This is a genomic window from Tianweitania aestuarii (assembly GCF_018457165.1).
Taxonomy (GTDB): Bacteria; Pseudomonadota; Alphaproteobacteria; order Rhizobiales; family Rhizobiaceae; genus Tianweitania; species Tianweitania aestuarii.
Genome location: NZ_JAFMNX010000001.1, coordinates 173,783 through 197,184 on the forward strand (window position 1 = coordinate 173,783; position 23,402 = coordinate 197,184).

The following is a 23,402-nucleotide window of genomic DNA, read 5'->3' on the forward strand; positions in this document are numbered from 1 at the left end:
CGGGCGGCGGCGCCGGTTTGAAGCGGCGCCTTCTTGTCCCTAGTCTTTGACGGTCTCGCCGGGGTAAGCGCCCCATAGAAGCGCCTGGCTGATCCAGCCTTCACGCCCATCGAACGTCATTTCGCACCAGGATCCGTTGCAGGTCTTGATCGTGCCGATCACGCCGGGCTCGACGCGGACCACGACGCTGGCGTCCTTGTTCGGCTCGGACATGACGGTGATGGCGGCATCCGGCTTGCCGCGCTGCCACGGTGCGACGATGGCGGTGCGACGGCCGGACAGGAGCGACTGGTTGACCCAGCCTTCGGAGCCATCGGGATCGCGCACGCGGCGCCAGTTGTCGTATTCCTGGATGATCTCCATCGGCATGCCGGACTTCAGATACATCCAGTCCACGGCATAGTTGACGCCGGGGCCGACACGCGAATTCACGCGGCCCGACTTCAGGCTGACGAAGCGTGGCAAGGGCAGGCCGCTTCCGCGGCGAAACGCATCCGGAACAACGGCAACCTCACCTTCTTTCGGAGCTGCTTCTTCCTGAGCTTTGGCTGGTTCTTCCTGTGCAAAGCTCGGTATCGCAGCGCCTGGCAGGATCGAGGCCATACCTGCGGCCAAAAGCGCTGAACGAAGATGAAGGCCTTTCATGGTGGTATTTCCCGATGTAGTTTCGCGCAGCACCTGGCCGCGTTTTTCCCTTTGTCTTCCTGCAATCGGCTTGGTAGGACCGGCCACCGCAAGACATGGTTCGAGTGTGCCAAGTCTTGGTTAAAGAGGTCTCAACGGGACCCGCTTTGGGAGGGGCGTCATTCATGTCGAGCCGCAAGCGACCGCTGGTCGTGCTGACGCGCAAGCTGCCGGATCCCGTGGAAACGCGCATGCGCGAGCTGTTCGACGCGCGGCTCAACGAAGACGACCGCATTCTGTCGCAGCCGGAGCTGGTGGCAGCCGTCGGCGAAGCGCAGGTTCTGGTGCCAACCGTGCGTGATCGCATCGACGCAGCCGTGATTGCGCAGGCCGGGCCAAACCTGAAGCTGATCGCCAATTACGGCAATGGCGTCGACAATGTCGATGTCGCGGCTGCGGCAGCAAGAGGCATCACCGTCACCAACACGCCGAATGTCCTGACCGAAGATACGGCCGACATGACCATGGCGCTGATCATGGCCGTGCCGCGTCGTTTGGCCGAGGGCGCCAACATTCTTCATACGCAAGGCAAATGGGCGGGCTGGTCGCCGACCTGGATGCTCGGGCGACGCCTGGGCGGAAAGCGGCTCGGCATCGTCGGCATGGGCCGCATCGGTACGGCGGTGGCGCGCCGCGCCAAGGCGTTCGGCCTTTCGATCCACTACCACAACCGCAAGCATGTTTCGGCGGCGGTGGAAGACGAGCTCGAGGCGACCTATTGGGAAAGCCTCGACCAGATGCTGGCGCGCATGGACATCATTTCGGTGAACTGTCCTTCGACGCCGGCGACCTTTCATCTCCTGTCGGCGCGCCGTTTGGCGCTGATGCAGCCGACCGCCTATCTCGTGAACACCGCGCGCGGCGACATCGTCGACGAGACCGCCTTGATCGGGATGATCCAGGACGGAAAGCTGGCAGGCGCCGGGCTCGATGTGTTCGAGCAGGAGCCGGTGGTCAATCCCAAGCTCGTGAAGCTCGCCAACAAGGGTAAGGTCGTGCTTTTGCCGCATATGGCATCGGCCACGATCGAAAGCCGCATCGACATGGGCGAAAAGGTCATCATCAACATTCGCGCCTTTCTGGATGGACACAGGCCACCGGACCGGGTGTTGCCGAACCGCGTTTGAAAAAGCGGCCTTTGGGAACGGATTGGTCCCGTGCCTGGCTGAAGGGCAGGGACACTTCGTTCGATCCAGCCGGTTTCAAAGAACAAGCGCAGGAAAGCGTGGTCCGCTCGATCGCTTTCTGCCGCGCATGCAACTCCGACTTCCCGCGCTGGTAGCTTGGGAAGCGGACGCGAAACCCCGCGCCTTGATGATTTTAGATACGGCGCGGGTGTTTCGCGTCCGTCGGTGCTTTCACCCCAATGCCGGTGGGCGGGCTCGGTGCAGACTAGTCGCCACCTCACCAAGTGCTCCCGCACTGACCAGCACAGGGTCCGGGTTTGGGGAGGGACTGATTACCCTCCAAGCCGAACTACCGTAGTTCAACCAACCCGGACACCGCCGCCCTCCCCTGATCCCCGGTGCGCACCAGAGTTCCCGTGAGGGCGATGGGGGGAGGATAGAAGGGCGGGGAAGGGACGTGGATAGATTGGGTTAAAAAACTTGCTGCGGCTCTCGCTCGATGGAGGCGCAGCAAGGGGAAGGGGCTGCTTTCACGCTTTTCAGTGTTTCCCCTTATCCACCGGCGACACCACTAGGCGTTGCAGCGTCTGCGAAAGGTGATGGAGGTCGGCCTGGTAAAGCCGGGATGGCTCGTGCGCTTGATTTCCACAAAGCCGAAGCGCCGGAAAATGGCGTGATTGTCCGTCAGTTCGATACGGGCTTGCAGCTCGATCTCGGGGATGTTGAGCGCAGTTGCATGGGCAAAGGCTTTTTCCATCAAGGCGCGGCCGATACCCTGGCCGTGACAAGCGGGATCCACGGCGAAACGGCCGCCGTAAAGGTAATCGCCGCGATGATCGAGAAAGAAGCAGCCGACGAGCTCGCCATCCTTTCGCGCGATGAAGACCTGCTCGCGCGCGGCTTTTTCGGCAAGCGCCTGCCCTGTGAGATCGTGGGTGGACGACGGCGGATCGATGACCCCGTCCATGGGGCCGAAAGCGCGGCGGATCAGACGGCGCAGGGCCTCCCAATCCCCGAAATCGGCAGGCAGGGCAAGAACTGCGATCGTCATGCGGTTTTCTTCGTGCGGTAGCGGACTTCATCGAAACGGGCGGACAGCGCATCGTAGAGCAGCAGGCGGCCGATCAGCGGCGTGCCGATGCCGGTAATCAGCTTAATGACTTCCATCGCCTGCAGACTGCCGATCACGCCGGGCAGGGCACCCAGCACACCGGCCTGGGCGCAGGAAGGCACGAGACCGGCTGGCGGCGGTTCGGGAAAGAGGTCGCGGTAAGATGGGCAAAGCGCGCCGTCTGCCGCTGTGGCGTAGGGCGTCAGCACCGTCAGCGAACCATCGAAGCGCCCGAGTGCTGCGCTCACCAGCGGACGCTCAGCTGCCGCACAGGCATCGGCGAGGAGATAGCGGGTTTCGAAGTTGTCGGAGCCGTCCACCACCACGTCATAACGCGGGATGAGGTCGGACGCGCTTTCCTCATCCAGGCGCAGGGCGTGTTTTTCCACCACGACATGGCTGTTGATTGCCGTGATCGCATGCTGCGCGCTGTCGACCTTCGGTTTGCCGACAGCACCCGTGGCGTGGATCACCTGGCGCTGGAGGTTGGACAAGGACACGGTGTCGTCATCAACGATGCCAAGCGTACCGACGCCGGCTGCGGCGAGATATTGCAGGACCGGCGCGCCGAGACCGCCGGCGCCAATCATCAGCACGCGGGCGCGCTTGAGCTTCTGCTGCCCGGCGCCGCCGACTTCCGGCAGCACGAGGTGGCGGGCATAGCGTTCGACTTCGAGAGGAGAAAGCGGCTGGGTGGTGTGCATGACGGCATCATAGGCTTCGTCGCGAAGGCTGTCAGCCGGGATTGGGGGTAACCGTGCCGTCCTGAACAAGCAGGAACTGCGCGCGGCTTTCGAGGCTCGCAAACAGCGCGCGCTCCGTACCCGTCATGAAGGTCTGGCAGCCGATTTCTTCCAGGATGGAAAACAAGGCAGCGCGGCGGTTCTCGTCGAGATGGGCGGCGATCTCGTCCAGAAGCAGGATCGGCACGAGCCCGGTGATCGCGCCGGTGAGCCGGGCATGCGACAGGATCAGGCCGATCAGCAGCGCTTTTTGTTCGCCGGTGGAGCAAAGGGCTGCGGGCATCGCCTTTTCGCGATAATCCACGAGAAAGTCGGCGCGATGCGGCCCATCGAGCGTGCGCGCGGAGGCGCGGTCGCGAAACCGGTTGTCGCGCAGGGCGCGGCGGAAGCTTTCCTCGATATCAACGGCAGCGCGTCCCGCAACCTGGTCTTCCACGAAGCCGGTGAGCGAAACGCCCGCGCGGGGGAAGGGGGCACCATCCGGCATGGTTTCGATCAGTCCGGTAAGGAGGCGCACCAGCTCGACGCGGGCAACAGCGATCGCCGTTCCGGTTTCGGCCATCTGGGTTTCGATCGCGTCCAGCCAGGCAGTGTCGCGGCTGTCTTCGGCAAGCAGCCGGTTGCGGCCGCGCATGGCTTTTTCATAATCGAGCGTGCGGCGGCCATGCTGCGGGTCGATGGCCAGCACCAGACGGTCGATGAACCGGCGGCGCTCGGCGGCGGGGCCGGTAAAAAGCGTGTCCATCGACGGCGTCAGCCAGATCACGCGCAGCCATTCCAGGAGATCGTCGGCGCTGCGGGCCGGTGCGCCGTTGATGCGCACCCGACGGCCGGCATCGGTCTCGCCTTCGGCTGATGCCGTGCCGGTGCCGATGCTGACATCGCCTTCCGGGCCGCTGATTTCGGCAAAAATGGAGAAGCCGTCCGTGGCGCCTGCGCGGGGCACATCGGCATAGCTGGCGCGCCGCAGACCACGGCCGGGCGACAGGAAAGAAATGGCTTCGAGCAGATTGGTTTTGCCGGCGCCATTGGCGCCGAACAGCACGACGGCGCCGGGCTCGAACCGGGTCACGAGCTGCGCGTAGTTCCGGAACTGCGTGAGCTGGAACTTACCGATCGAGCTGGGTTCGGCCATCGATACCCGATGCGCTACACGCGCATCGGCATCAGGACATACAGCGTGTCTTCGTCCGAAGCATCATGGATCAGCGTCGGGGAACCGGCATCGGCCAGCATGAAGCGGGCATCGCCACCCGACAGCTGCGCTGCGACATCGAGGAGATAGCGCGCATTGAAGCCGATCTCGATCGGATCGGAATCGTAGTCTGCGGCCAGTTCTTCCGTCGCGGAGCCGGAATCCGGATTGTTGACGGCAAGCGTCACCTGGCCGGAGGTGATCGACAGTTTCACGGCGCGGCCGCGCTCCGACGAAATGGTGGAGACGCGATCGACGGCCGATGCAAAGCTCTGCCGGTCGATCAGAAGCCGGCGGTCGTTACCGGTCGGGATCACGCGCTGGTAATCGGGGAAAGTGCCGTCGATCAGCTTGGAGGTCAGAACGACAGGGCCGATCGTAAAGCGGATCTTGGTGTCGGACAGTTCAACCGTGACGGTGGTTTCGGGATCATCGAGCAGCTTCTGCAACTCGCTGACCGTCTTGCGCGGCACGATGATGCCGGGCATCCCTTCCGAACCGGATGGAGCGGCGGTTTCCGAACGCGCCAGACGGTGACCGTCGGTTGCCACCGCGCGCAGCTTCAGGTCCTCGTCGCCATGCGTGTGAAGGAAAATGCCGTTGAGGTAATAGCGCGTTTCTTCCGTCGAGATCGCGAACTGCGTCTTGTCGATCAGGCCCTTGATGGCGGGCGCTTCGATGCGGAAGATATGCGTGAAGGTGCCGGCCGAAAGCTGGGGGAAATCCGACTGCGGCAGGCACTGAAGGCGGAACGAGGAGCGGCCGGCCATGACGGTCATGGCATTGCCGTCTTCATCGAGCTTCAGCATCACTTCCGACCCGTCAGGCAGCTTGCGCACGATGTCGTACAGCAGATGCGCTGGCACGGTGGTGGAGCCGGCGCGCTCGACCATCGCGGGGATCGTTTCGGTGACTTCGAGGTCGAGATCGGTCGCCTTCAGCGACAGATTGGCGCCCTCGGCACTCAGCAGCACGTTCGACAGAATCGGTATCGTGTTGCGGCGCTCAACGACGCGATGAACATGGTTGAGCGACTTCAGAAGGTTCGAGCGTTCAAGAACTACACGCATGGCAACCAGTCCCGGATTGGATCAGCGGGACGGGCAGTCGCGAAAGGGCTGCCTGTGTCCCGTTGGCAGGCGGGGGATCCCCCGCCGAAGTCGCGGCAGACTGACAACAAATCCGCCGCGAAAGCAAGGTCTTCGGCCGGTTTGGACCGGCCGATCAACAAGCGCTTCGAGGTGAGCCTTACTGTGCCTCGTTGATGAGGCGGCGCAGGAACTCGATTTCCTGTGCGAGCTTGGCATCCGAGCCCGTGAGATCCTCGATCTTGCGCACGGCATGCAGAACCGTGGTGTGATCGCGGCCGCCGAAGCGTCGGCCGATCTCGGGAAGCGAGCGCGGCGTCAGCACCTTGGACAGATACATCGCCACCTGGCGCGGCTTCACAATCGTGCGGGTGCGGCGGTTCGACAGGAGTTCCGTCTTCGACACGTTGTAGTGGCGGGCAACCACGCGCTGAATGTCTTCGATGCGCACGCGCTTGGGCTCGCCCGAGCGGAAAATGTGGGCCAGCATCTCGTCGATCCGGTCAACATCGAGCTGCGGCTCGAAGGAGCGGCGGAACAGAACCTGGTTGAACGCGCCTTCGATTTCGCGGCCGCTGCCGGGAATGGCGTGGGCGATGTGGTTCAGGATCTCTTCGGAGATCGTGATGGTGGCATCTTCGGCCTGTGCCAGCGCCAGACGGTGGCGCAGCATCGACAGGCGCATGGAGAAGTCGGGAGCGGCCATTTCGAGCGACACGCCGCCGGACAAACGCGAGCGCACGCGCGGCTCGAGCGATTCCAGTTCCGTTGCCGGACGGTCGGCGGCCACCACGACCTGCTTGGCGCTGTCGAGCAGCATGTTGAGGAGGTGGCAGAACTCGTTCTGGATCGACTTGCCCTGCAGGAACTGCATGTCGTCGATGATCAGGAGGTCGATGTCGCGCAGGTGCTCCTTGAGAGCGAGCGCGCTGTTATCGCGAATGGCGGATGCAAAGCGCCACATGAAATATTCGGCGGTCAGATAAACGACGCGCGAACCCGGACGATTGCGAATGGCCTCGTCGGCGATCGCCTGAAGCAGGTGGGTCTTGCCGAGGCCAACCGAGGAATGGATGTAAAGCGGGTTGAAGCGCACGGCGTTCGGCGCGGTCTCGGCAACGGCCTTGGCGGCGGCGAAGGCAACGCGGTTCGACGGGCCTTCAACGAAGGACTCGAAGGTGTAGCGCTGGTCGAGCGGCGAGCCGATGCTCGATCCGCGTGCTTCCGTTTCACCGGAAGCCGGACGCGGCGCGGGCGCACCCACAACCGACAGCATCGGCTTGATCGACGGTGCGGCGGCAACGCCTGCGGTCGGCTTGGCAGCGCGGTTGCGCTGAACGGCGGCTTCGCTTTGCACCGGGGCGGTGTTGCGGGTAGCGGAGCGAACGATCACCTCGACCTTGAGCGTGGAGGGCTCTTCGGCCTGCCACAGTTCTTCGATCTGGCGGATATAGTGGTTGTTGATCCAGGAGCGCAGGAAGGCGGTCGGCACGGACAGGCGCACGATGCCCTTCGATGCTTCCGCAAGCTTCATGCGGCCAAACCAGCTTGAATAAACGTCGTTCCCGAGACGGGCCCGCAGCTGTACCTTTACGCGTTCGAAAACTCGTTCACCGGCTGCGTCGCCTGCTGTCATCTGGTCCTCGTTGGAATTGGTCTGGATTGGAAGGCCGAACTCGCTCTTCGCTGCAAAGCCGCTATGCATGTGTCGCCGTTCCTTATCCGTCATGCTCGCGCCTCCCGTTGCGGAAGACGCTGTTAGTGGTCCCGATCGCTTCCGTTGCGAAGCGCCAAGACAATAAGGCGCTCCGTCCGGGTTCTCACCCAGAGTTTGTACGCCCTCGATTTTCGGCAAACCTCCGGCCGGCCAACGGATTCCCATTGGCCTGCGCACCGCAACAAAAGTTGCTGGACATTGCTTCGATCGCTACACAGCGAAAGGTCTCAGACACCCGTTCACCAATGGTGCGGCAGTGTCATCCTCATGGCTCGGGTTTAAGGCCCCCGCCCGTCCCTCTCGCTGACTGGACATTACCGAGTCCGGAGCCGCCGATACAAGCGGTAGACAGGGACAAATTTAAACTAATCTTAATGCTCAAGGCCGTTTTGGGCCCGCTTTGTGGCGCGTTAATCCTCTAAGTTCTTTGGATTCAATCTCTTTTCCTGCGGACCGATTTTCGGTGCTTCTGAAACAAATTTTTTCAAAGAATCTGCTTGACTCTGAGAGGTGTAGGAGGGTCGGGCGACGATGTGGATCGTCTGTGGATAAACTTCTACAACCCACTGATTAAGCAAAGGAAAATGGAACGGCCTTGTTGGTCCCCAGATGCGGAGATCTTGAATCTCAAGAGCTTAGCCGAGGAGGCCTCCGCGCAACGAGGAAACGGCCTGAAGAGTCGAGTGTCCAGCTTGACGCAGGGCACAAAAAAAGCCCGGCACAAGGCCGGGCTTTTGAACACAAGTGTTAAGATCGGATCAGGCTGGAGCCGAAGCCGACAGCGTCTTCAGGCGGGAAGCCAGACGCGATACCTTGCGGGCAGCGGTGTTGCGATGAACGACGCCCTTCGAGGCAGCGCGCATCAGTTCCGGCTCGGCGGCCTTGAATGCAACTGCGGCCGCGTCCTTGTCGCCGGCCAGCAGCGCTTCTTCGACCTTGCGGACGAAAGTGCGCACGCGCGAACGGCGGTTCTTGTTGGTTGCAGTACGGCGGGCGATCTTGCGCGCCGCCTTCTTGGCCGAAGCTGTATTGGCCATGTCGCCTCTCTATTGTTTCAACGGGTCCTGCCGGCCGGCAGGCCGTACAAAATAGCAATGCGGCAGCCGATAGCCACCACAAGTTGGGCGGCTTATAAGCAAGGTGGAGCGCAACGTCAATTCTTTTCCGGGCTCTTCCGGCAAGGCGCTGCGCTTCACGCCGCGCGCTCAGCGGTTCTTGAAGGTCGGCTTGCGCTTCTCGGCAAAGGCCGACATGCCTTCCTTCTGGTCTTCCAGCGCAAACATGGAATGAAACACGCGCCGCTCGAAGCGCAGGCCTTCGGCAAGCGTCATTTCATAGGAGCGGTTGACCGCTTCCTTGTTCATCATCACGGCCGGCAACGAGAAGTCGGCGATCTTGGTGGCGGCCTTCAGGGCTTCCTCGATCAGCTCGCTCGCGGGCACCACACGCGACACGAGACCGCTGCGCTCGGCTTCGGCGGCATCCATCATGCGACCTGTCAAACACATGTCCATGGCTTTCGACTTGCCAACGAACCGTGTGAGGCGCTGCGAACCGCCCATGCCCGGCATGACGCCCAGCGTAATCTCCGGCTGGCCGAACTTTGCGGTGTCGGCAGCGATAATGAAATCGCAGGCCATTGCGAGCTCGCAGCCCCCGCCCAGCGCATAACCGCCAACGGCCGCGATGATCGGCTTGCGCACGCGCCCCATCGCATCCCATTCGGCAAAGAAGTCGTCGAGATAGTTGTCGACATAGGAGCGGCTTTGCATCTCCTTGATGTCGGCGCCGGCCGCAAAGGCCTTGTCCGACCCGGTGATGACGATGCAGCCGATGGCGGGATCGGCATCATAGATCTTGAGCGCTTCCAGCACGTCGCGCGTCAAACCCGAATTGATGGCGTTCAGCGCCTGCGGACGGTTCAGCGTAATGAGCCCGACCTTGCCGCGCGTTTCCGCCAGGATCGTTTCATAGGCCATGCGTTCCTCCTGTATGGTCTGCCCTTGATAGGCTCACCCTTATCAGCGCTGGCAGCGCGGGCAATAGAAAGTGGAGCGGCCAGCTTGAGTGATGCGCTGCACAGCGCCTGTGCAGGCGATGCGCGGGCAGGGCGAGCCCTCGCGATCGTAAACGGAGAAGGTGTGCTGGAAATAGCCGAGCGAGCCGTCGGCCTGGCGATGATCGCGCAAGGTGGAGCCGCCGGCCGCCACCGCATCGGCGATCACGGTGCGGATCGCTTCAGCCAGCCGGCGCGTGCGCAACGTGTCCTTACCCGGCTTTCCCGCGATCGTGCCGGCCAGACGCTTGGGTGAAATGGCGGCACGCCACAGCGCCTCGCAGACATAGATATTGCCGAGGCCGGCGATCAGGTGCTGATCGAGCAGAGCGGACTTCAGCGGGGTCTTCTTAGCCCGGAGCATGTCGGACAGAAGCACGCCATCCAACGCATTGCCGGTGGGCTCGACGCCGAGACCGTTGAGCAGCGGATGATCATGCAAGGCGTCGGCCTCGGCCAGCAGCATGAAGCCGAAGCGACGCGGATCGTTATAGATCACGCGCGCACGGCCTTCCGGCCGCTCGAGGTGGAACACGACATGATCGTGCTTCTCGTCCTTGGAGCGGGGATGATGGAAGGTGCCGGGCGTCTCGGGCTCCGCTTCTGCATCGCTTTCTTCTTCGATGCGGAACGAACCGGACATGCCGAGATGAGCGATCACCACTGCGCCGTCGTCGAGATGAACAAGCAGATACTTCGCCCGTCGCGCCAGAGCCTCGATCGTGCGGCCTTGAAGACGGGCGGCGAAATCGAGCGGCAGCGGGAAGCGCAGGTCGGGGCGGCGCAGTTCCACCCGTTCGATCCGCGCACCTTCCATCACAGGCTGCAACCCGCGCCGGACGGTTTCAACTTCGGGCAGTTCAGGCATGGGCGGTCATCTGCTGGAGAAAGGATGTGCCGGCCGGAACGGGATTGAGGCCGAGATGCTCGGCAACCGTTTCGCCGATATCGGCGTAGGTGGCCCGAACGCCGATCGAACCCGGCTTGAACTGGGGACCGATGCCCAGGATCGGCACGCGCTCGCGCGTATGATCCGTGCCGCGATAGGTGGGGTCGCAGCCGTGATCGGCGGTTAGGATCAGCATGTCGCCCGGCCGCAACCTGTCCAAGGCTTCCGGCAGGCGGGCATCGAAGGCTTCCAGTGCGGCGGCATAGCCGGCGACATCGCGGCGATGACCGAACTCGGTGTCGAAATCCACGAAATTTGCGAAAACCAGATCGCCGTCGCCGGCATCATCCATCGCCTGGAGGGCCTTGTCGAACATCCCCATATTGCCAGCGCCCTTGCGGGTTTCCGACACGCCGCGATGCGCAAAGATGTCGCCGATCTTGCCGATGCCGATGACGCGGCTGCCGCGTTGCGTCACGCGGTCCAGCAGCGTGGGCTGCGGCGGCGGCGTTGCGAAATCGCGGCGGTGGGGCGTGCGTGCAAAGGTCTCCACCGTTTCGCCGAGGAAGGGGCGCGCGATCACGCGGCCGATCTTGAGCGGATCCACCAGGCGACGCACGATGGCGCATAGGTCGTAGAGCCGTTCGAGGCCGAAATGCTCTTCATGCGCGGCAATCTGCAGAACGGAATCCACGGAGGTATAAAGGATGGGCTTGCCGGTGCGCACATGCTCTTCGCCGAAATCGTCGATGACGCCGGTGCCGGACGCATGGCAATTGCCGAGAATGCCGGGCAGATCCGCTTGCGCAATGATGGCTTGCGTCAGTTCGGGCGGGAAGCTCGGCACGGTGTCGGGGAAATAGCCCCAGTCGAACTGAACGGGCAAAGACGCGATTTCCCAATGGCCGGACGGCGTGTCCTTGCCGAAGGAGGTTTCGGTCGCGGCACCGAAGAAGCCGAGCGTGCCGCCAGGCGGGAGTGGTTCGCCGTGAGACAGTGCGGAGGCATGTGCGAGGCCGAGCGCATCCATGTGGGGCAGAAGCAGCGGACCTTTTCGCAGGCCGGGCTGATCGCCACGGCCGGCCGCACAGGCCGCGCGAATATGGCCGTAGGTATCGGCGCCTTCGTCATGGTAGCGCGCGGCATCCGGCGCGCAGCCGATACCAAAGGAATCCAGAACAAAGAGAAATGCGCGCGCCATGAAGCCGACCTTGATTGGCAACACAGATAGGTCAGTTCGCGCGTGCTCACAAATGCTTGTGCTGAATGCGCTTCAGCAGCCGCTGCAGGTGATCGTCGTGCTGCGGCGCGGGCGCATGAAATAGGTCTCATCCATGGCAATTCCGTCGAAGGCGGCGCCGACGCCGAGCGCCCTTCCTTCTGCCGCGTTGAGCAGAACCGGTTTGTAATCGAGAGCCGCATCCACCCGGATGATGAAGGCGCCTTCGGTGCGCAGAAAGTCCGGCACGTCGACCTCGGTTTCCGAGGAAGAGTTGAACGCGCCGTCAGCCATCCTGCGTTGCCACGCGACCTTGCCCGTCAGCTGGTTCGTCGTGGTGCTTCTTTGAATGTTGATCGCAGTAACGGTGATCTCGGGACTGCTGCGATTATAGGGCTGCAGAAGCGCTTCCCCGATCATCAGGATGCCGTCGATCTCGCTGCTCGTGAGTTCGGCCTGCTGGGTGACCAGATCGCCAACGAGATTGCCGGCGCGTCCGAGCTTCTTGTTGGTTTCGATGCCCTGCGAAAGCTCCATCGTCATGAAGTAGATGCAAAGGAGGATCGGAACGACAAAGGCGAATTCGAGCGCCGCGACCCCACGTCGATCCCGAGCAAAGGCGCCCATCGTCGACCGTGCACGCGCAAGAACGCGGCCGATTGTTCTTGCATCAGTCATCGAACGGCTCGTTCTGCCAGGTCGCCGTCGCAAAATGCAGGGTCTTGTTGCCCTTCAGGTTCGACATGGATTGGCGCAGGAGATCCGTGATCACCGGCCAGCGGTAGAATGTCCTCAGCATGTTCTTCGTGCCGGACCGGCCGACCTCCACCTTGAAGCCGCTCGTATCGATGTCGCCATCGTTTCCGATCTTGACCCGAAGCTTCGCGGCCTCCGCGAAGCTCGTGAACTCCCGCAGGTCCACCGACAGGTTTGCGCTGCAATTACCGGGAACAAGGATGTTGATGCGATTGCAGATGTCGTTCTTGAGTTCGGTTTCCGTCAGGCTCCGGATCTGACCGGTGCGCAGCTTGCGGGCGATATCGTCAGTCGCATTGGTCAGGATCTGCTGGCCGGCAAAAGACAGGCAGCTTTCGAGGATCGCGAACACAAGAAGACAGAAGGGGATGGCGAGAGCCACGAACTCGATGGCCGTGCTGCCCCGGCGGTCGCGCCAGAACCGAGCAAGGAGGCCTTTCATGGCTTCAGGATGCATCAGCGCTCGGACGCTTATCGCCGCGCGACCGTTCCGCTTTCCGTCTTGCATCCAGTCCTACCTGTTCGTCACGGATGCGAGCCTAGCCGAAGCAGATTGCCGTCGCGTTTTGAAAACGCAGACAATCTTCTGCATTCGAGCAAGATTTGCTGCAGGCGGAGCTGCGGATCGCGTGCTTACCGGCCACCGTTCAAGGCTTCTTCCGACTTCTGCTCGGCCTCGTTGCGATAAGCGCCTTCGCAATAGGGCGTGCAGGAAAGCGTCTGCATCTGCGCGCGGCGATAAACCCGCACCGATCCGCTGTCCTGGCGAGAAACAGTTACCTGCTGATCCACGATCGCCTGGCCGTCCTTGTCGAGCAGAACGACATTGGTGGAGCCGAAGCCCTTGCCGGTCAGAACGATGGTCGTGTTGTTCTGAACGGCTGCATCCACGATGGCTGAGTTGCCGATGACGACCGTATCGATCGGCCGCGCGACCTTGATGATCTTTGCCTCGTTCATCATCACCTGAACGCCCGTTTCCGCCGATGCCGGGCCCATCAGGGCAAAACCGAGCAGCCCGCCGAGAAGGAGGGGCGTCAGAGAACGAGTGACTTGCAACAAGGACATGGGTGTCTTCCGCGCGAAAGTGCAGGAAGCATGAAGGAGAAGGGTGAACACGCGGTAAACCGCAGATCATCAGCATAGATCGGCAGGAGCGGGCGTGGATACTTTGATCCACTTTGGCAAGTGTTTGTTAAGCGCGTCGCTTAAGCCGTTCGCAACAGGTGTTCGCTAGGTTGAGGTCAATCGATCGACACGGCAGAACGTCGACGAGATGCTGTAACCACGTTGAGTAGGAACTCAGATAATGTCGAAGATCTTCGCCCGTTTCGCCAAGGATGAATCCGGCGCAACCGCTATCGAATACGGCCTGATCGCTGCCCTGATCGCCCTCGCGATCATCGCTGGCGCGACCACGCTGGGCAACAGCCTGAACAACCAGTTCACCTTCTTGGGCACGAAGCTGTCGAACTCGCAGACTGCACGGTAAGAATGTCTGGCAGAACTTAGTTCTGTAGATTTCCACTGATGGAAGATGGAGGCTTATAGCTTGCTACAAGCCTCCATTGTCTTGTTATTCTCCTGCTGCATGATGATGGCAATGGCATCTGACATGATGTCGATGACCATATCGAACCGCATTCCGGTCATCCTGATCGTTGTCTTTTTGGGTGCTGCGTTTGCTTCTGACTTGAGCTGGCCGATCTATGGTTGGCACGTCGCAGCCGGTGTGGGCACGCTTGCAGTCACCTTTGCCTTGTTCTTTTTCAGAGCCATGGGCGGCGGTGATGCCAAGCTGATTGCTGCAACGGCGCTCTGGATGGGACCCGGTCTGCCGCTCGCGCAGTATCTTGTCTGGAGCGCGGTGCTCGGCGGCGTTCTGACGCTCGTTCTTCTCGCTCTGCGCTATTCACCGCTTGCGGCACCTGCCAGCGCTACCCGTCTCTTCCGCCATCTCGCGGATCGCAAGGCCGGCATTCCCTATGGAATTGCGCTGGGTGCTGCGGGGCTTCTCGCCTTTCCGTCCAGCCCGCTGGGTGAATGGGCGCTGGCCAACATGTAATCTCCCAATCGTAAAGATCTTCATTAAGATTGCATTCATCACCTTTCTAAGCGGCTTGTTAACCGTAATTTGACCTTTGCTGGGCAGGGTCCCTATCAACGCAAGCTGTGCGTTGAATCTGGGATCAGGCGGATGAACGCTTCACGTGTCATAATTCTTGGCGTTGCAGTTGTGGCAGCTGTTGCTGCCGGCTGGCTTGCCAAGAACATGGCCTCCGCACCGCCGGAACTGGTGGCTGTTCAGCAGCCCGAGCAGGCCCCGGCGCTTGCGCTCGAAGACGTGCTCGTTCTCGGCGAAACCGTGGCGATGGGGTCGACCATCGAAGGTCAGCTGCGCTGGCAGCCCTGGCCGAAGGATGCGGTGTCCGAAGGCTTCATCACACGCACTGCCGAACCCGAAGCCTTGGAAACGCTGAACGGCTCGGTTGCCAAGGTCGAGATCTATGCCGGCGAGCCGCTGCGGCGCTCCAAGCTGATCGGGCAGGGGCAAAGCTTCATGTCTTCGATTTTGCCGACCGGCAAGCGCGCGGTGGCCACGCAGATCGCAGCCGACACGTCGGCCGGCGGTTTCATTCTTCCCAACGACACCGTTGATGTCATCATGACCCGCCGTGCAACCGGTGAAGGTGCGGCCGGCGAGGGGTTCACGACCGAAACCATCCTGCAGAACATCCGCGTGCTGGCCATCGATCAGGCCATTCAGGAAGACGAAGAAGGCAAGCGCGTCAGGGTTGGCCAGACCGCCACGCTGGAGCTCACGCCGCAGCAGGCCGAGATCATTACGGTTGCGCAGCAGATGGCCGATCGTTTGACGCTGGCTTTGCGCCCGATCACGGAATCGCAGGAAAAGAACCTGGCTGAAGCCGATCACCTCGTGAACCGCGCCGACAAGCGGGGAACGGTCCGCTTGATCAAGTCGGGCGAGATTTCAGAACAGGATGCCCGCTGATGACTGCTGTTCGGAAACAAGCCTGGGGCAAGACCATCGGTCGCAAGACGGCCCTTGTTCTGGCTGCGCTGATGCTCATGCCGGGCAGCCCGGCGATCACCACGGCGCAGGCCGGCGGTGAGATGGTCGGCAGCTACAGAAGCGGTCAGGCGATCAAGCTTGGCCTGAACAAGTCCTTCGTCCTGGAGCTCGGCTCGGACGCCTATGACATTCTGGTGGCGAACCCCGCAGTTGCCGATGCAGTCACGCGCACGGCACGGCGCATCTATCTGTTCGGCAAGAGCATTGGCCAGACCAACATCATCGTGTTCGGCTCCAATGGCGAGCAGATCGCCAATTATGAAATCACGGTGGAACGCGATGTGGCGGGGCTGGAAGGCTATCTCGAGCGCTTCATTCCGGGTTCCGACATCAGCGTGGAGCTGCTGAACGACAATGTTGTCCTGACCGGCACGGTGAACACGCCGCTCGACGCATCGCGCGCAGCGCAGCTGGCCACGATTTTCGTGAGCGGCGGTGAAGCGACGACCGGCCAGTTTTCGCAGACCGCGTCAGGCGGTGATGCTTCTGCCGGCGTGTCGATCAACAATCCCGACAACACGCGCCGCGGCAGCAAGATCGTCAATCTGATCCAGATCGTCGGCGAAGATCAGGTCACGCTCAAAGTGACGGTGGCGGAAGTGAACCGCAACGTCATGAAGCAGCTCGGCGTCAGCATCATCGGTCAGGCCGAAGGCATTCAGTTCGGCTCGGTCCTGGGGGATGGGCGTTCCATGCTCCAGGCCGGTAGCGGTCTGGGCGGTGCTTCGCTCCTGCAGGGATCGATCACGGCCATGGAACAGTCCGGTGTGCTGCGTACGCTGGCCGAGCCGACCCTGACCGCAATTTCGGGAGAGCAGGCTACCTTCCGGGTCGGCGGTGAATTCAACGTGCCATCGGCGGTCGATACGGACGATGACGGCAACCGTGAAATCACATTGTCGAAGATCGAATACGGCATCGGGCTCGAGTTCCTGCCGACGGTTCTTTCGCCGGGGCGGATCAGCCTGAAGGTCAGAACATCGGTGTCGGAACCCACGAGCGAAGCCACCGCACAGTCGAATGGCGTCAGCATCCTGTCGCTGCGCAAGCGACTTGCGGATACGACAGTTGAACTGCCGTCCGGCGGATCCATGATGATTGCCGGCCTTGTGCAGGATGATCTGCGCCAATCCGTGAACGCAACACCCGGCCTGTCCAAGATCCCTGTACTCGGCACGCTGTTTCGCAGCCGCCAGTTCACGCGCAACGAGACCGAGCTCGTGATCATCGTCACGCCCTATCTCGCGCGCCCCGTGGCACGCAACGAGCTGGCGAGGCCGGACGACAATTTCACTCCTGCAAGCGATGGCGCCGGCTTCTTTCTGGGCAAGGTCAATCGCGTTTACGGAACGATGAAGACCAACCTTCCGAACGGCCGTTATCACGGCGTCGTCGGCTACATCTACAAGTGAGCAAGGGTCGCGCGGCCATGGCATCCCAGGCAAACAGCGTTGCGTTCAAGGTGCCGGGCCGGCTGGCTGCGGCGTCGGCATGTCTTGCGGTGGCGCTCCTTGCGGGCTGCTCGACGGGCCATCGGGACTCGGTCACCGTTGGCGCCATTCCCGACGATTATCGCACCAACCACCCGATCATCGTGGGCGAAAAAGAGCGCAAGATCGATTTGCCAGTCGGCATGGCGGATCGCCGGATGACCGCGATGCAGCGTACCGCGCTCGAAGGCTTCCTGGCGCAGTATGATGCGGATGCGCAGCCGACCGTGACGATCATCGTGCCGAGTGGCTCGGCCAACGAGATCGCGGCATCGAATGTATCGCATGACATGATGGCGGTGCTGCGCCGCAACGGTGTGCCGGCACACCGGATCGCGACTGCCGCCTATCGGGCCGAAGCCACGGAAACCAACGCGCCGATCCGCGTCACCTTCAATGCGATGCAAGCCTATACGCAGCCTTGCGGGCGCTGGCCTAAGGATATTGGCGACACCACGGACAACAAGCACTACGCCAATTTCGGTTGTTCCTATCAAAACAACCTGGCCGCACAGATCGCCAATCCAGCCGACCTTCTCGGGCCGCGCCGCCAAAGCGAGATCGATGCGGAAAATCGCGGCGTTGCGATCGGCAACTACAAGCGGAAGGAAACCACCTTCACCCCGACCATCGACTACGACCAGAACTGACGGGCGGAACCGGTATCGATGAGCAATCTCGCCTTTGAAACGGATTTTGCCGAAAGCGAACAGGACACAGCCGCCCTGCGCGCGCTGCGGCCGATCCCGCGCATTTCCATTCAAGCCTTCTGCGAAACCGAAGGCGTTGCGGGTCCGATCACGCGGGTGGCCGAAGACCGGCGCATGGCGAAGGCGCATCTCAAGGTTCACATGGGCGGGATCGCCACCGCGCTCGACCTTTATCATACGGCGCCGACGCCCAATCTGATCATCCTGGAATCGCGTCAGGAACCGCGTGAACTGGTGGCTGCCTTGCGGCAACTCGCGGATGTCTGCGACCCCAGCACGAAGGTCGTGGTTGTCGGCCACTACAACGACGTATGGCTTTATCGCGAACTGATCCGCTCCGGCATTTCCGAATATGTCGTCGCGCCGATCTCGATGGCCGACATGCTGACGGTGATCTCCGGCATCTTCGTTGACCCGGAAGCCGCACCGCTTGGCCGCTCGATCGCCTTTATCGGCGCCAAGGGCGGGGTGGGTTCGTCCACGATGGCGCATAATCTCGGCTGGGCGATCTCGACGCTGTTTGCGTCCGAAACCGTTGTCGCCGACATGGATCTTCCCTTCGGCACGGCCAATATCGACTTCGACCAGGATCCTGCGCAAGGCATCGCCGAGGCGGTGTTTGCGCCGGAAAGGATCGATGAAGTCTATCTCGATCGCCTGCTCGCGCAATGTGCCGACAAGCTGTCGCTGCTTGCGGCACCCTCGACGCTCGAGCGCACCTATGATTTCGAGCCGGATGCCTTTCAGCAGATCATCGACACTGCCCAGCGCAGCGCGCCGATGCTGGTGCTCGATCTGCCCCATACCTGGAACGGCTGGACCAAGACCACGCTGATGCAGGCCGACGAGGTGGTGATTACGGCAGCGCCGGAACTCGCCAATCTCAGAAACACCAAGAACCTCGTCGATACGTTGCGCACGCTTCGGCCCAACGATGCGGCGCCCAAGCTGATCCTCAACCAAGCGGGCATGCCGAAGCGGCCGGAAATCTCGGCAAGCGATTTTGCCGAACCGCTCGATCTCACGCCTTTGGCCGTGATCCCGTTTGATCCGCAGTTCTTCGGAACGGCGTCGAACAATGGCCGGATGCTGGGAGAAATGGATGCCAAGCACGCCACCGTGCAGATCCTTAACGATATTGCCCACATTCTGACGGGCCGCAGCGAGATCAGGCCGCGCAAGCGTTCGGGCCTGGCTGATCTTCTGGGAAAACTGAAGAGCGCAAAGAAGTAGCGCCGAGCGTTTGAAGGGCGTGGAGTAAGAACCGATGTTCGGTAAACGAGGCAATGATGCTGGTGTGCGGGAGCTCCCGGAGTTCCGCCCGCCCGCAACGGCGCAGCAGCCGTCGCGCGCCCCCGTGCCGTCGCGCGCCCCTATACCGTCGCGCGAAGCCAAGCCCAGCAATCAAGCGCCTGCACCGGCGATCTCGGCACCGCCCAAGCGTGCCGCCAATGTGCCCCCATCCACGCCCGAAGCACCGCGGCGGCCGGACCGCGCGCGTAGCGAAAGCTATTACGACACCAAGAGCCAGGTGTTTTCGGCCCTGATCGACACGATCGACCTGTCGCAGCTCGCCAAGCTCGATCCGGAAACGGCGCGCGAGGAAATTCGCGACATCGTCAACGACATTATCGGCATCAAGAATTTCGCGATGTCGATCGCCGAGCAGGAAGAACTGCTCGAAGATATCTGCAACGACGTTCTGGGCTATGGCCCGCTCGAGCCGCTGCTTGCGCGCGACGATATCGCCGACATCATGGTCAACGGCTCGCGGCAGGTCTATATCGAGGTGAACGGCAAGGTCGAACAGACCGGCATTCGCTTTCGCGACAACCAGCAGCTTCTCAACATCTGCCAGCGCATCGTGTCGCAGGTCGGACGCCGCGTCGATGAAAGCTCGCCGATCTGCGATGCGCGCTTGCCCGACGGTTCGCGCGTCAATGTCATCGCACCGCCGTTGGCGATCGATGGCGCGGCGCTCACCATCCGCAAGTTCAAGAAGGACAAGCTGACGCTCGATCAGCTGGTCAAGTTCGGAGCCATTTCGCCGGAAGGGGCGGAAGTGCTCAAGATTATCGGCAGAGTGCGCTGCAATGTCGTCATTTCAGGCGGTACGGGCTCGGGTAAAACCACGCTTCTGAACTGCCTCACCAACTATATCGACCGCGACGAGCGCGTCATCACCTGCGAAGATTCCGCCGAACTGCAGCTGCAGCAGCCACATGTGGTGCGCCTCGAAACGCGTCCGCCCAATCTCGAAGGCGAGGGCGAGGTCACGATGCGCGATCTCGTGAAGAACTGCCTGCGTATGCGGCCCGAGCGCATCATCGTCGGCGAAGTGCGTGGGCCCGAAGTGTTCGATCTGCTGCAGGCGATGAACACCGGCCATGACGGCTCGATGGGCACGATCCACTCCAACAGCCCGCGCGAATGCCTGAATCGCGTGGAATCCATGATCGCCATGGGCGGGTTCTCCCTGCCGCAAAAGACGGTGCGCGAGATCGTGGTGGGCTCCGTCGACATCATCATCCAGGCCGCGCGTTTGCGCGACGGGTCGCGTCGCATCACCCACATCACGGAAGTGGTGGGCATGGAAGGCGATGTCGTGATCACGCAGGATCTCGTACTCTACAACATCAAGGGCGAGGATCAGAACGGCCGCCTGATCGGCGAGCATGTGTCGACCGGCATCGGCCGTCCCGCCTTCTGGGATCGCGCCCGCTATTATGGCGAGGAAGCACGGCTGGCGACCGCCCTTGAAGCCATGGAGAAGCGCGCCGTATGACGGCGCGCGGAGCAACCCGATGAACAGTTCGGTTCTGCTTCTCGTTCTTCTGGCTGGCGTCAGCGCCGGCCTTGTCGCCTATGTCTTCCTGTTCGACCGGATTGCCGCGGAAAAGAAGGCCGGGCGCCGGTTGCAGACGGTGAAGTCTGCCGAAACGTCGCGCGCCAAGCTCAAGGCAACGCGCGACCGCGCCGCCGAAATCGCCAAGCGCCGCAAGTCGGTGCAGGATTCGCTGAAGGATCTCGAGGAAAAGCAGAAGATCCGCGACGCCAGCACCACCAAGCCGCCGCTGAAGATCCAGATCCGGCAGGCCGGCATGGCCGTGACGATGGAGCGCTTCTACCTTTATTCCGCCTTGTCCGGACTGGCGCTGACCCTTGTCGGCTTCATCCTGGGGATGCCGCTTTATCTTCTGCCGGGCGTGCTTTTGGCCGGGGCCGTCGGATTGCCGCGCTGGTTCGTTTCGTTCAAGCGCAAGCGGCGCGTGAAAGCCTTCCTGACCGAGTTTCCCAACGCGCTTGACGTAATCGTTCGTGCGGTGAAATCCGGTTTGCCGCTGAACGATGGCATCCGGCTGATCGCCAATGAAAGCCGCGAGCCGGTGAAAACGGAATTCCGCCGCATCGTGGAAGCGCAGCAGCTGGGACTCTCGGTGCCCGAGGCCGCCTTGCGCATGGGCGAAACGATGCCGTGCCCGGAAGCCAACTTCTTCGGCATCGTGATTCAGATCCAGAGCCAGGCGGGCGGCAATCTGTCGGAAGCGCTCGGCAACCTGTCGCGCGTTTTGCGCGACCGCAAGCGAATGAAGGACAAGGTCAATGCGCTGTCGATGGAAGCAAAGGCCTCGGCCGCCATCATCGGAGCGCTGCCCTTCATCGTGGCGATCCTCGTGTACCTGTCGAGCCCGGCCTACATCATGCCGCTTTTCACCACGAGCACGGGCAATCTGATCCTTGTTGCTTCCGGCATCTGGATGTCGATCGGCCTGTTCGTGATGCGCAGCATGATCAATTTCGAGGTCTGATCCGGCGATGATGGATGCGATCTATTCCGTTATCGAAGACCCGGCGATCGCCATGGCCGTGCTGGTCTCGCTCGCGGTTTTCGCCACGATCTACACCGTGCTGCCGGCACTGAGCGGCGGGTCTTCGCTGAAGACGCGGATGAAGACCGTTGCGCTGGAACGCGACGAGTTGCGTGCCAAGCAGCGCGCGCGGCTGGCCGCCGAAGCCGATCGCCGCCGCAAGGGCGGGGGACTGCGTGAGGAACAATCGGTCAGCATGCGTGCGGTGGTCGACCGGCTCGATCTGCGCCGCGCTTTGGCGGATGAAAGCACGATCACGGCTCTGCGTGTGGCCGGCTTTCGCGGCCAGAACCCGCTGACGCGCTTTCTGTTCTTCCGCCTCGTTCTGCCTTTCGTCGGCCTGGCGCTGGTGCTGTTTTATCTGTTCGTGATGGGCGGGCTGGCCGAGAAGCCGTTCTTCATCAAGGCTTTCGTTTGCGTGCTCGGCGCTTATGCCGGGTTCTACATGCCGGTGCTCTACGTCACCAACCGCGCATCCAAGCGCAAGGCATCGATCCAGGCCGCCTGGCCGGATGCGCTCGACCTGATGCTGATTTGCGTCGAATCCGGCATGTCGATCGAGGCCGCTTTCCGCAAGGTGGCAGAAGAGATCGGCGCGCAGTCGGTGGAGCTGGCGGAGGAGTTCATTCTCACAAATGCCGAGCTTTCCTTTCTGCAGGAGCGCCGGCAGGCCTATGAAAATCTCGGCGCGCGCACCGGGTTGGACACGGTGAAAAGCGTGACGCAGGCACTGATCCAGGCCGAGCGCTACGGAACGCCGGTGTCGTCCGCTTTGCGCGTGTTGGCGCAGGAAAGCCGCGAACTGCGCATGAACGCAGCCGAAAAGAAGGCCGCAGCCCTGCCGCCGAAGTTGACCGTGCCGATGATCCTGTTCTTTCTCCCGGTGCTGTTTGCCGTGATCCTGGGACCAGCGGGCATTCAGGTCTCGGAGCGGTTCGGATCCGGGGAAGCCGCGCGGCCGAGCGAATAGAATGACGGGAAACGGGCGGCGATCACGTCTCGTTCGGCAGAGCCGCCCGGATCGCTGATCCGGCCAGCCGTGCCGTCGACAAAAGCTGGTCGAGACCATGCCCGCTGCGGGCTTTTGCGGACAAACCGAACATGGTCGTTGCCACGAAGTCCGTCACCGCGTCTGCCTTGTCAGGATGGCGCGCCGCGACATAGTCATGGATATCGGCTTCCACTGCGATGTTGTAGGCAAGAGCCGCTTCCCGGGCATCGGCATCGTTGCATCGCGTTCCTTCGACGACGAGACAACCAGCGGCTTTCGGATTGTCGGAGTAGTGGCGTGCAGCCTCCTCCAACAGCGTCGCCAGGCATTCGCCGACGGATCGATCAGGCCTCAATATCTCCGCAAGCGGGATGGCGCCGACATCGGCATACCGCTCGAGAACGCGGGCATAAAGACCCTGCTTGCTGCCGAAGGCGGAATAGAAGCTTGGTGGATTGATGCCGAGCGCGTCCGTCACCTCCGCAACGCTGACCGCATCATAGCCACGGGCGTGGAACAGGTCCTTGGCGACTGCAACGGCATGTTCGGGATCGAAGCGACGAGGGCGGCCACGTCCGCGCGATGTTTTTGTATCTTCCACTACAAATTCCGTTGACCGCTTGATTGTCGCGATTTACATAGCGCCTCCTAAATTATTCCTCA

General features: G+C 62.0%; 24 protein-coding genes. 10 read left to right on the forward strand and 14 right to left on the reverse strand.

Going from position 1 to position 23,402, the window contains the following annotated elements; genetic code table 11:
- Nucleotides 1-39: 39 nt before the first annotated feature.
- Complete coding sequence (locus JYU29_RS00860; RefSeq protein WP_250157123.1) at nucleotides 40-645, reverse strand: SH3 domain-containing protein; 606 nt, start codon at nucleotides 643-645, stop codon at nucleotides 40-42.
- 164 nt (nucleotides 646-809) lie between these two features.
- Here JYU29_RS00860 and JYU29_RS00865 point away from each other — a divergent pair, with 164 nt between their 5' ends.
- Entirely contained in the window at nucleotides 810-1,811 is a 1,002-nt protein-coding gene (locus tag JYU29_RS00865) for a 2-hydroxyacid dehydrogenase (protein ID WP_213982906.1), read from the forward strand.
- Nucleotides 1,812-2,382: 571 nt separating this feature from the next.
- Here the strand turns inward: JYU29_RS00865 and JYU29_RS00870 are convergent.
- The 12 genes from JYU29_RS00870 to JYU29_RS00925 all read right to left on the reverse strand — a co-directional run bounded on the left by JYU29_RS00870 (nucleotide 2,383) and on the right by JYU29_RS00925 (nucleotide 13,653).
- Nucleotides 2,383-2,862, reverse strand: coding sequence for a GNAT family N-acetyltransferase (locus JYU29_RS00870; protein WP_213982907.1), 480 nt, complete (start codon nucleotides 2,860-2,862; stop codon nucleotides 2,383-2,385).
- Complete coding sequence (locus JYU29_RS00875; RefSeq protein ID WP_213982908.1) at nucleotides 2,859-3,626, reverse strand: molybdopterin-synthase adenylyltransferase MoeB; 768 nt, start codon at nucleotides 3,624-3,626, stop codon at nucleotides 2,859-2,861. Before JYU29_RS00875 ends, JYU29_RS00870 begins: the two co-directional genes overlap by 4 nt.
- A 31-nt stretch (nucleotides 3,627-3,657) precedes the next feature.
- A complete protein-coding gene (gene recF, locus JYU29_RS00880; RefSeq protein ID WP_213982909.1) occupies nucleotides 3,658-4,800 on the reverse strand; it encodes a DNA replication/repair protein RecF in 1,143 nt (380 codons plus the stop codon).
- 14 nt (nucleotides 4,801-4,814) lie between these two features.
- Complete coding sequence (gene dnaN / locus JYU29_RS00885) at nucleotides 4,815-5,930, reverse strand: DNA polymerase III subunit beta (protein WP_213982910.1); 1,116 nt, start codon at nucleotides 5,928-5,930, stop codon at nucleotides 4,815-4,817.
- Between the two features lie 178 nt (nucleotides 5,931-6,108).
- The gene (gene dnaA, locus JYU29_RS00890) at nucleotides 6,109-7,584 is read right to left on the reverse strand and encodes a chromosomal replication initiator protein DnaA (protein WP_250157226.1); all 1,476 of its coding nucleotides are present in this window, start codon (nucleotides 7,582-7,584) and stop codon (nucleotides 6,109-6,111) included.
- An 839-nt stretch (nucleotides 7,585-8,423) separates the two neighbouring features.
- Nucleotides 8,424-8,702, reverse strand: a complete 279-nt coding sequence (gene rpsT, locus JYU29_RS00895) for a 30S ribosomal protein S20 (RefSeq protein WP_213982911.1) — start codon at nucleotides 8,700-8,702, stop codon at nucleotides 8,424-8,426.
- A 168-nt stretch (nucleotides 8,703-8,870) separates the two neighbouring features.
- Complete coding sequence (locus tag JYU29_RS00900) at nucleotides 8,871-9,644, reverse strand: enoyl-CoA hydratase (RefSeq protein ID WP_213982912.1); 774 nt, start codon at nucleotides 9,642-9,644, stop codon at nucleotides 8,871-8,873.
- 42 nt (nucleotides 9,645-9,686) lie between these two features.
- Nucleotides 9,687-10,589, reverse strand: a complete 903-nt coding sequence (gene mutM / locus JYU29_RS00905) for a bifunctional DNA-formamidopyrimidine glycosylase/DNA-(apurinic or apyrimidinic site) lyase (protein ID WP_213982913.1) — start codon at nucleotides 10,587-10,589, stop codon at nucleotides 9,687-9,689.
- The gene (locus JYU29_RS00910; RefSeq protein ID WP_213982914.1) at nucleotides 10,582-11,811 is read right to left on the reverse strand and encodes a phosphopentomutase; all 1,230 of its coding nucleotides are present in this window, start codon (nucleotides 11,809-11,811) and stop codon (nucleotides 10,582-10,584) included. The genes mutM and JYU29_RS00910 overlap by 8 nt, the downstream gene beginning before the upstream one ends.
- Before the next feature lie 72 nt (nucleotides 11,812-11,883).
- Complete coding sequence (locus JYU29_RS00915) at nucleotides 11,884-12,507, reverse strand: TadE/TadG family type IV pilus assembly protein (protein ID WP_250157124.1); 624 nt, start codon at nucleotides 12,505-12,507, stop codon at nucleotides 11,884-11,886.
- Nucleotides 12,500-13,027 (reverse strand): TadE/TadG family type IV pilus assembly protein, encoded by a 528-nt coding sequence (locus JYU29_RS00920; protein WP_250157125.1) that lies wholly within the window; start codon nucleotides 13,025-13,027, stop codon nucleotides 12,500-12,502. The genes JYU29_RS00915 and JYU29_RS00920 overlap by 8 nt, the downstream gene beginning before the upstream one ends.
- A 191-nt stretch (nucleotides 13,028-13,218) precedes the next feature.
- Nucleotides 13,219-13,653: a pilus assembly protein N-terminal domain-containing protein gene (locus JYU29_RS00925; RefSeq protein WP_213982916.1), complete on the reverse strand. Its 435-nt coding sequence runs from the start codon at nucleotides 13,651-13,653 to the stop codon at nucleotides 13,219-13,221.
- A 241-nt stretch (nucleotides 13,654-13,894) separates the two neighbouring features.
- Here JYU29_RS00925 and JYU29_RS00930 point away from each other — a divergent pair, with 241 nt between their 5' ends.
- The 9 genes from JYU29_RS00930 (at nucleotide 13,895) to JYU29_RS00970 (ending at nucleotide 22,718) form a co-directional block, all read left to right on the forward strand.
- On the forward strand, nucleotides 13,895-14,077 hold the full coding sequence (locus JYU29_RS00930) for a Flp family type IVb pilin (protein ID WP_213982917.1): 183 nt from the start codon (nucleotides 13,895-13,897) through the stop codon (nucleotides 14,075-14,077).
- 45 nt (nucleotides 14,078-14,122) lie between these two features.
- Nucleotides 14,123-14,650 (forward strand): A24 family peptidase, encoded by a 528-nt coding sequence (locus JYU29_RS00935; protein WP_347879827.1) that lies wholly within the window; start codon nucleotides 14,123-14,125, stop codon nucleotides 14,648-14,650.
- A 132-nt stretch (nucleotides 14,651-14,782) separates the two neighbouring features.
- Nucleotides 14,783-15,598 carry a Flp pilus assembly protein CpaB gene (gene cpaB / locus JYU29_RS00940; RefSeq protein WP_213982919.1) on the forward strand — a complete coding sequence of 272 codons (816 nt, stop codon included), beginning with the start codon at nucleotides 14,783-14,785 and terminating at the stop codon, nucleotides 15,596-15,598.
- On the forward strand, nucleotides 15,598-17,091 hold the full coding sequence (locus JYU29_RS00945; RefSeq protein ID WP_213982920.1) for a type II and III secretion system protein family protein: 1,494 nt from the start codon (nucleotides 15,598-15,600) through the stop codon (nucleotides 17,089-17,091). The genes cpaB and JYU29_RS00945 overlap by 1 nt, the downstream gene beginning before the upstream one ends.
- 17 nt (nucleotides 17,092-17,108) lie before the next feature.
- A complete protein-coding gene (locus JYU29_RS00950; RefSeq protein WP_213982921.1) occupies nucleotides 17,109-17,819 on the forward strand; it encodes a CpaD family pilus assembly protein in 711 nt (236 codons plus the stop codon).
- 18 nt (nucleotides 17,820-17,837) lie between these two features.
- Nucleotides 17,838-19,112, forward strand: a complete 1,275-nt coding sequence (locus JYU29_RS00955) for a CpaE/TadZ family protein (RefSeq protein WP_213982922.1) — start codon at nucleotides 17,838-17,840, stop codon at nucleotides 19,110-19,112.
- A gap of 34 nt (nucleotides 19,113-19,146) precedes the next feature.
- On the forward strand, nucleotides 19,147-20,664 hold the full coding sequence (locus JYU29_RS00960; protein WP_213982923.1) for a TadA family conjugal transfer-associated ATPase: 1,518 nt from the start codon (nucleotides 19,147-19,149) through the stop codon (nucleotides 20,662-20,664).
- Nucleotides 20,665-20,683: 19 nt separating this feature from the next.
- Nucleotides 20,684-21,688: a type II secretion system F family protein gene (locus JYU29_RS00965; RefSeq protein ID WP_213982924.1), complete on the forward strand. Its 1,005-nt coding sequence runs from the start codon at nucleotides 20,684-20,686 to the stop codon at nucleotides 21,686-21,688.
- 7 nt (nucleotides 21,689-21,695) lie between these two features.
- Nucleotides 21,696-22,718 carry a type II secretion system F family protein gene (locus JYU29_RS00970; protein WP_213982925.1) on the forward strand — a complete coding sequence of 341 codons (1,023 nt, stop codon included), beginning with the start codon at nucleotides 21,696-21,698 and terminating at the stop codon, nucleotides 22,716-22,718.
- 22 nt (nucleotides 22,719-22,740) lie between these two features.
- Here the strand turns inward: JYU29_RS00970 and JYU29_RS00975 are convergent, their stop codons facing one another.
- On the reverse strand, nucleotides 22,741-23,340 hold the full coding sequence (locus JYU29_RS00975; protein WP_213982926.1) for a TetR/AcrR family transcriptional regulator: 600 nt from the start codon (nucleotides 23,338-23,340) through the stop codon (nucleotides 22,741-22,743).
- Nucleotides 23,341-23,402 lie beyond the last annotated feature (62 nt).

Coding starts and splice junctions, on each gene's coding strand:
- JYU29_RS00860 (WP_250157123.1), bottom strand. CDS start 645: ATGAAAGGCCTTCATCTTCGTTCAGCGCTTTTGGCCGCAGGTATGGCC.
- JYU29_RS00865 (WP_213982906.1), top strand. CDS start 810: ATGTCGAGCCGCAAGCGACCGCTGGTCGTGCTGACGCGCAAGCTGCCG.
- JYU29_RS00870 (WP_213982907.1), bottom strand. CDS start 2,862: ATGACGATCGCAGTTCTTGCCCTGCCTGCCGATTTCGGGGATTGGGAG.
- JYU29_RS00875 (WP_213982908.1), bottom strand. CDS start 3,626: ATGCACACCACCCAGCCGCTTTCTCCTCTCGAAGTCGAACGCTATGCC.
- recF (WP_213982909.1), bottom strand. CDS start 4,800: ATGGCCGAACCCAGCTCGATCGGTAAGTTCCAGCTCACGCAGTTCCGG.
- dnaN (WP_213982910.1), bottom strand. CDS start 5,930: ATGCGTGTAGTTCTTGAACGCTCGAACCTTCTGAAGTCGCTCAACCAT.
- dnaA (WP_250157226.1), bottom strand. CDS start 7,584: ATGACAGCAGGCGACGCAGCCGGTGAACGAGTTTTCGAACGCGTAAAG.
- rpsT (WP_213982911.1), bottom strand. CDS start 8,702: ATGGCCAATACAGCTTCGGCCAAGAAGGCGGCGCGCAAGATCGCCCGC.
- JYU29_RS00900 (WP_213982912.1), bottom strand. CDS start 9,644: ATGGCCTATGAAACGATCCTGGCGGAAACGCGCGGCAAGGTCGGGCTC.
- mutM (WP_213982913.1), bottom strand. CDS start 10,589: ATGCCTGAACTGCCCGAAGTTGAAACCGTCCGGCGCGGGTTGCAGCCT.
- JYU29_RS00910 (WP_213982914.1), bottom strand. CDS start 11,811: ATGGCGCGCGCATTTCTCTTTGTTCTGGATTCCTTTGGTATCGGCTGC.
- JYU29_RS00915 (WP_250157124.1), bottom strand. CDS start 12,507: ATGACTGATGCAAGAACAATCGGCCGCGTTCTTGCGCGTGCACGGTCG.
- JYU29_RS00920 (WP_250157125.1), bottom strand. CDS start 13,027: ATGAAAGGCCTCCTTGCTCGGTTCTGGCGCGACCGCCGGGGCAGCACG.
- JYU29_RS00925 (WP_213982916.1), bottom strand. CDS start 13,653: ATGTCCTTGTTGCAAGTCACTCGTTCTCTGACGCCCCTCCTTCTCGGC.
- JYU29_RS00930 (WP_213982917.1), top strand. CDS start 13,895: ATGTCGAAGATCTTCGCCCGTTTCGCCAAGGATGAATCCGGCGCAACC.
- JYU29_RS00935 (WP_347879827.1), top strand. CDS start 14,123: ATGGAGGCTTATAGCTTGCTACAAGCCTCCATTGTCTTGTTATTCTCC.
- cpaB (WP_213982919.1), top strand. CDS start 14,783: ATGAACGCTTCACGTGTCATAATTCTTGGCGTTGCAGTTGTGGCAGCT.
- JYU29_RS00945 (WP_213982920.1), top strand. CDS start 15,598: ATGACTGCTGTTCGGAAACAAGCCTGGGGCAAGACCATCGGTCGCAAG.
- JYU29_RS00950 (WP_213982921.1), top strand. CDS start 17,109: ATGGCATCCCAGGCAAACAGCGTTGCGTTCAAGGTGCCGGGCCGGCTG.
- JYU29_RS00955 (WP_213982922.1), top strand. CDS start 17,838: ATGAGCAATCTCGCCTTTGAAACGGATTTTGCCGAAAGCGAACAGGAC.
- JYU29_RS00960 (WP_213982923.1), top strand. CDS start 19,147: ATGTTCGGTAAACGAGGCAATGATGCTGGTGTGCGGGAGCTCCCGGAG.
- JYU29_RS00965 (WP_213982924.1), top strand. CDS start 20,684: ATGAACAGTTCGGTTCTGCTTCTCGTTCTTCTGGCTGGCGTCAGCGCC.
- JYU29_RS00970 (WP_213982925.1), top strand. CDS start 21,696: ATGATGGATGCGATCTATTCCGTTATCGAAGACCCGGCGATCGCCATG.